The 6191-nt window shown below is 65.4% G+C and carries 5 protein-coding genes and 1 pseudogene; 5 read left to right on the top strand and 1 reads right to left on the bottom strand.

Going from position 1 to position 6191, the window contains the following annotated elements:
• The 3 genes and pseudogenes from AS156_RS44075 to ychF all read left to right on the top strand — a co-directional run.
• A pseudogene (locus AS156_RS44075) lies at window positions 1-75 on the top strand (50S ribosomal protein L25/general stress protein Ctc); the annotation flags it as partial.
• Between the two features lie 55 nt (window positions 76-130).
• Window positions 131-742: an aminoacyl-tRNA hydrolase gene (pth, locus tag AS156_RS07995; protein ID WP_066502324.1), complete on the top strand. Its 612-nt coding sequence runs from the start codon at window positions 131-133 to the stop codon at window positions 740-742.
• Window positions 743-864: 122 nt separating this feature from the next.
• A complete protein-coding gene (gene ychF, locus AS156_RS07990; protein WP_066502879.1) occupies window positions 865-1962 on the top strand; it encodes a redox-regulated ATPase YchF in 1098 nt (365 codons plus the stop codon).
• Between the two features lie 263 nt (window positions 1963-2225).
• Here ychF and AS156_RS07985 read toward each other — a convergent pair whose 3' ends face one another.
• Entirely contained in the window at window positions 2226-2501 is a 276-nt protein-coding gene (locus AS156_RS07985) for a metal-sensitive transcriptional regulator (RefSeq protein WP_066502322.1), read from the bottom strand.
• Window positions 2502-2566: 65 nt separating this feature from the next.
• Between AS156_RS07985 and AS156_RS07980 the strand changes: the two genes are divergently transcribed.
• Both AS156_RS07980 and AS156_RS07975 read left to right on the top strand, forming a co-directional pair.
• Window positions 2567-4963, top strand: a complete 2397-nt coding sequence (locus tag AS156_RS07980; protein ID WP_066502320.1) for a heavy metal translocating P-type ATPase — start codon at window positions 2567-2569, stop codon at window positions 4961-4963.
• A 117-nt stretch (window positions 4964-5080) separates the two neighbouring features.
• Window positions 5081-6184, top strand: coding sequence for an ISAs1 family transposase (locus AS156_RS07975; RefSeq protein WP_066499663.1), 1104 nt, complete (start codon window positions 5081-5083; stop codon window positions 6182-6184).
• Window positions 6185-6191 lie beyond the last annotated feature (7 nt).

Raw genomic sequence — 6191 nt, 5'->3', positions numbered from 1 at the left:
GCTCCGGCTGCGGGTGCGGCAGCTCCGGCCGCGGGTGCCAAGGCGCCCGCCGGCGGTGGCGACAAGAAGAAGTAATCGATCAGGTCGGCGCGCGATCGTCTGATGGCGCGCCGACACGGGATGCCGCGCCATGCGCCTCTTTGTCGGTCTCGGTAATCCCGGCGCCAAATACGCCAGCAACCGGCACAATATCGGGTTCCTGGCGGTCGACGAGATTGCACGGCGTCATGGTTTCGCACCATGGCGCCGTCGCTTTCAGGGCGAGACTGCCGAAGGTGTGCTCGACCACGAGAAGGTCGTGCTGCTGAAGCCGACCACCTACATGAACGAGTCCGGGCGCGCGGTGCAGGAGGCGGCGAGTTTCTTCAAGCTTGTCCCCCGCGACATCACCGTATTCCAGGACGAGCTCGAACTGCCGCCGGCGAAGCTGCGCGTGAAGATCGGCGGCGGGATTGCCGGCCATAACGGGCTGCGCTCAATCTCCGCCCATATCGGCAACGAGTATCGCCGCGTGCGGCTCGGGATCGGTCATCCCGGCGTCAAGGAGCTGGTGCACCACCACGTGCTGTCGGACTTCGCCAAGAGCGACCGGCCGTGGGTGGAGGCGTTGTGCGCGGCGATTGCCGACAATGCCGGCCTGCTGGCGGCGGGGCAAGACGCGTCGTTCGCCAACAAGGTGCATCTGACGATGCAGGCCAAGGGATTTTTCGACAAGGATGAGAACGGCGGAGAGCCGGCCTAATCCCCTTGTCGTCATGCTCGGCCCTGTGCCGGGCATCCACGTCTTCGGTGCCGATTGCACCGGAAGACGTGGATGGCCGGGACAAGCCCGGCCATGACGAAGCAGAGAGCGTTGAGGAAGACATGGGATTCAAATGCGGGATCGTCGGGCTGCCTAACGTCGGCAAGTCGACGCTGTTCAATGCGCTCACCGAGACGGCGGCGGCGCAGGCTGCGAACTATCCGTTCTGCACCATCGAGCCGAATGTCGGCGAGGTCGCGGTGCCCGATGTGCGGTTGGAGAAACTCGCGGCGGTCGCCAAGTCAGGGCAGATCATTCCGACCCGGCTGACCTTCGTCGACATCGCAGGTCTGGTCCGCGGTGCCTCCAAGGGCGAAGGGCTCGGCAACCAGTTCCTCGCCAACATCCGCGAGGTCGATGCGATCGCGCATGTGGTGCGCTGCTTCGAGGATTCCGACATCACCCATGTCGAGGGCAAGATCGCTCCGGTCGCCGACATCGAGACCATCGAGACCGAGCTGATGCTGTCCGACCTCGACAGCCTGGAAAAGCGGGTCGACAATCTCTCGAAGAAGGCCAAGGGCAACGACAAGGACGCCAAGGAACAGCTCGATCTCGTCAATCGTGCGCTGGTGCTGTTGCGCGACGGCAAGCCGGCCCGCGCGCTTGAGCGCAAGCCGGAGGAGGAGCGGGCCTTCCGCATGCTCGGGCTCCTGACCTCGAAGCCCGTGCTCTACGTCTGCAATGTCGAGGAAGGCTCGGCCAAGGACGGTAACAATTTCTCCAAGGCGGTGTTCGAGCGCGCCAAGGAGGAGGGTGCGGTCGCGGTCGTGATCTCAGCCAAGATCGAATCCGAGATCGCTACGCTGTCGCGCGAGGAGCGCGTAGATTTTCTGGAGACGCTGGGCCTCGAAGAGGCCGGGCTCGATCGCCTGATCCGCGCCGGCTACCAGCTGCTCGATCTCATCACTTATTTCACCGTCGGCCCGAAGGAAGCACGCGCCTGGACCATCGACCGTGGCACCAAGGCCCCGGCCGCGGCCGGCGTGATCCATACCGATTTCGAGAAGGGGTTCATCCGCGCCGAGACCATCGCCTATGACGATTACATTGCAGGCAATGGTGAAGCCGGCGCGCGCGACGCCGGCAAGCTGCGGCTCGAAGGCAAGGACTATGTCGTCGCCGACGGCGACGTGATGCACTTCCGTTTCAATACTTGATGGTGCTGTTCAGCCGCCCGTGAGGCGGCAGCGAATTAAGCAGTGCTCTTCCCCACGTCGTCCCGGGCAAGCCAACGGGTCGGCGCGAAGCGCCGCCCGATGACAGGCTCCGCGCGACCCGGGACCCATAACCACAGCGCACAGTTATTGCGCGACGCTGTGGCCGCAGCTCGCTCCATCCCCACGTCCTGCGGTTGTGGGTCCCTGCTTTCGCAGGGACGACGCCGAATATGCGGAGCTGCTCCTCGCCTCCGCTTCCCGGATCACCGGTCGACGCGGCCGATCACATCCATCAGCTCGGCGATCTTGCGCCGCTGGTCGGCCTTGTCGCCGGTCGAGATCGCATGCTCCACGCAATGGGCGACGTGATCGCGCAGGATCTCCTCCTCGACGCGGCGCAGGGCCGCGCGCGCGGCTGCGATCTGCGTCACCACGTCGATGCAGTAGCGGTCTTCCTCGACCATGCCGGCAAGACCCCGGATCTGACCTTCGATCCGTTTGAGCCTTTTTAAACAGGACGTCTTGATCTCTTCTCTCATAGGCTTCATATACCCCCATAGGGTATCGAAATCAAGAGGCCGGGATACCGGCCGGGAAGAGTTTCGTGGCACACACCGAACACGACCATTCGCACGCGGATCATCACCATCATCACGGCGCGGCCGCGCATTCCTGCTGCAGCGGCAATCACGCGCATGGCGTAAAGCCGGATGAGGCGGCGCTCGCGATTGATCCGGTCTGCGGCATGAAGGTCAATCCGGCGACCGCGAAACACCGCTTCAACCACAACGGCGAGGATTACTTCTTCTGCAGCGGACGTTGCCGCGAACGCTTCGAAGCCGAGCCGGAGAAATTCCTGAAGCCGCGCGAGCCCGAGCCGCCGGCGCCCGCGGGCACGATCTACACCTGCCCGATGCATCCGGAGGTCCGCCAGGTCGGCCCCGGCAGTTGCCCGATCTGCGGCATGGCGCTCGAGCCCGAGCAAGTCTCGCTCGATGACGGGCCGGATCCGGAATTGATCGACATGGTCAGACGCTTCTGGATCGGCCTGGCGCTCACCGTGCCGGTGTTCGTGCTCGAGATGGGCAGCCATCTCGGCTTGATGCATCTGGTGCCGCAGACCTGGTCGAACTGGATCTCGTTCGTGCTGGCGACGCCCGTGGTGTTGTGGGCCGGCGCGCCGTTCTTCGTGCGCGGCTGGCAGTCGCTGATGACGCGCAATCTCAACATGTTCACGCTGATCGCGATGGGCACCGGGGTGGCTTATCTCTACAGCGTCGTCGCTACGCTGGCGCCGCAGCTGTTCCCGCCTGCCTTCCGCGACATGCACGGCGCCGTCGCGGTTTACTTCGAGGCGGCCGCCGTCATCACGGTGCTGGTTCTGCTCGGCCAGGTGTTGGAGCTGCGCGCCCGGGCGCAGACCTCGGGCGCGATCCGCGCCCTGCTCGGCCTTGCGCCGAAGACCGCGCGGCGCATCACCGATCATGGCGATGAGGACGTCGAGATCGACGCCATCAAGGTCGGTGATCGGCTGCGGGTGCGGCCCGGAGAGAAGATTCCGGTCGACGGCACCGTCATCGAGGGCCGCGCTGTCATCGACGAATCCATGGTCACCGGCGAGTCGATGCCGGTCACCAAGGCCGAAGGCAACAATGTGATCGGTGGCACGGTCAATCAGAGCGGCGGCCTCGTGATGCGCGCCGACAAGATCGGTCGCGATACCATGCTGTCGCGTATCGTCGACATGGTGGCGAAAGCGCAGCGCTCGCGTGCGCCGATCCAGCGGCTTGCCGACCGCGTGGCGGGATGGTTCGTGCCGGCGGTGATCACAGCCGCCGTGCTTGCCTTCATCGCCTGGGCGAGCTTCGGGCCGGAGCCGCGCCTGACCTTCGCGCTGGTTGCCGCCGTCACGGTGCTGATCATCGCCTGTCCCTGCGCACTGGGGCTCGCGACGCCGATGTCGATCATGGTCGGCGTCGGTCGAGGCGCGCATTCCGGCGTCCTGATCCGCGATGCGCAGGCGCTGGAGCGCATGGAGGCGATCGATACGCTCGTCATCGACAAGACCGGTACGCTCACCGAGGGCAAGCCGAAGGTCGCGCGGATCATTGCCGCTGATGGCTTCGACGAGAGCGGAGTGTTGCGTCTTGCCGCCAGCGTCGAGCAGGGCAGCGAGCATCCGCTGGCGCAGGCGATTATCGCCGAGGCCGCGCTGCGCAATGTCGGGCTGGTTGCAATCAGCGACTTCGCCTCGCCTTCCGGCAAGGGCGCGATCGCCACGGTCGGAGGCAGGCAGGTTGCGCTCGGCAACGCCATGCTGATGGGCGAGCTCAAGGTCGCGACGTCGGCGCTGGACCAGGCCGCCGAGACGGCCCGCCGGGACGGCGCGACCGCGATCTATGTCGCGGTCGATGGCCGCATTGCCGGCGTGATCGCGATTGCGGATCCGGTCAAGGCGTCCGCGGCGAGGGCGCTGCAGGCGCTGCGTGCCGACGGCCTGCGCATCGTGATGCTGACCGGCGACAATGAGACCACGGCGCGCGCAGTGGCGCGCACGCTCGGCATCGACGAGGTCGAGGCCGGGGTTCTGCCGGAGCGCAAGAGCGAGGTCGTGCAGCGGCTGCGCCGCGAGGGCCGCATCGTCGCGATGGCCGGTGACGGCGTCAACGACGCGCCGGCGCTGGCGGCGGCCGATGTCGGCATCGCCATGGGCGGCGGCACTGACGTCGCGATCGAGAGCGCCGGCATCACGCTGTTGACCGGCGATCTGATGGGCCTCGTGCGCGCGCGACGGCTGTCGGTCGCGACGATGCACAACATTCGCCAGAACCTGGCGTTCGCCTTCGTCTACAACGCCGCGGGCGTGCCGATCGCGGCCGGCGTGCTCTATCCGCTGTTCGGCATCCTGCTGTCGCCGATGGTCGGCGCCGCCGCGATGGCGCTGTCCTCGGTCAGCGTCATCGGCAACGCGCTCAAGCTGTCCAGGGTGAAGCTGGACTAGGTCTTGCTTACCTCTCCCCGCTTGCGGCAGGGGAATCGCATATGGATTTACGCCGGCTATTGCATTGGAGAGCAAGAGAGATTCTGAAGACGACTCCTGGGTCAAGAAGGGGGTCGGATGCGCCAATTCAAGAAGGTTTTTGGTCGATTGCCGGACCCGCGGGCGGCCAATGCGAGGCACGATCTTTTGGAGGTGCTGGTCATCGCGCTGGCAGCAACGCTGTGCGGAGCGGAATCGTGCTCGGACATGGCGGACTTCGGAGCAGCGAAGGAGGAGCTGTTGCGGCTCTTCCTTCGGTTGGAGCATGGCATCCCGAGCCACGACACATTCAGCCGGGTTTTCCGCCTGCTCAAGCCACAAGCCTTCGAGAAGGTTTTCCGTCGTTTCATGGCGGCTTTTGCCAAAGCCAACGGGCTCAAGCTCACCGGAGTGGTGGCCGTCGACGGCAAGGCGTTGCGCGGCGCCTACGAGCGCGGCGGCAAAGCCACGCCGCTGCATCTGGTCAACGTCTTTGCGGTGGATGCCCGCATGGCTTTGGCTCAGCAGAAAGCGCCTGGTCGCAACGAGACGGCAGGCGCCTTGGAAGTGTTGGACCTTCTCAGTCTGGAGGGCTGCATCGTTACCGCCGATGCCCTGCATTGCAGCCGCGCCTTTGCCAGCGCCGTGCTGGAGCGAGGTGGCAATTACACTCTGGCGATCAAAGCCAACCGCGGCCCCCTGTTCAAGGCGGTTACGCAACAATTTGCGCGATCGGGCAGGCGCAGCAGTGCCGAGCAGATCGACCCCTCCAGCCACGATCGGCACGAGGCGCGGCGCGCCACCATCATGCGCAACACCAGCCTGGCTGCGCACCACGACTTCCCCGGCGTCGCAGCGGTGGGGCGCATCACCTCGCGCAGGCGTCTGCGAGGCCACCGGGCCGATGCACCGGTTGTACGCCACTATCTCTTGTCCAAATACATCTCCCCCAAGCGGCTGCTGCACATCACCCGCAGTCATTGGGGCATCGAGAACCAGCTCCATTGGGTGCTCGACGTCCATTTCGCCGAGGACGGCAATCGCGCGCGAAAGGACCATGCTCCCGAGAACCTCGCTACCCTGCGCAGGCTCGCACTCAATATCCTGCGAGCTCACCCCGACCGCGCCTCCATCCGGCGCAAAATCAAGCGCGCCGGATGGGATCATGCCTTTTTCCTCGGCATGCTCGGTCATATGCGATAGCCCTGCC

This window comes from Bradyrhizobium macuxiense (assembly GCF_001542415.1).
In the GTDB taxonomy this organism is placed as follows: Bacteria; Pseudomonadota; Alphaproteobacteria; order Rhizobiales; family Xanthobacteraceae; genus Bradyrhizobium; species Bradyrhizobium macuxiense.
Note: the sequence above shows the minus strand (reverse complement) of the source record. Positions and strands in the feature narration are given on the sequence as shown.

Bases quoted from the DNA above. Each gene is read 5' to 3' on its own strand.
- pth (WP_066502324.1), top strand. From the start codon at position 131: ATGCGCCTCTTTGTCGGTCTCGGTAATCCCGGCGCCAAATACGCCAGC.
- ychF (WP_066502879.1), top strand. From the start codon at position 865: ATGGGATTCAAATGCGGGATCGTCGGGCTGCCTAACGTCGGCAAGTCG.
- AS156_RS07985 (WP_066502322.1), bottom strand. From the start codon at position 2,501: ATGAGAGAAGAGATCAAGACGTCCTGTTTAAAAAGGCTCAAACGGATC.
- AS156_RS07975 (WP_066499663.1), top strand. From the start codon at position 5,081: ATGCGCCAATTCAAGAAGGTTTTTGGTCGATTGCCGGACCCGCGGGCG.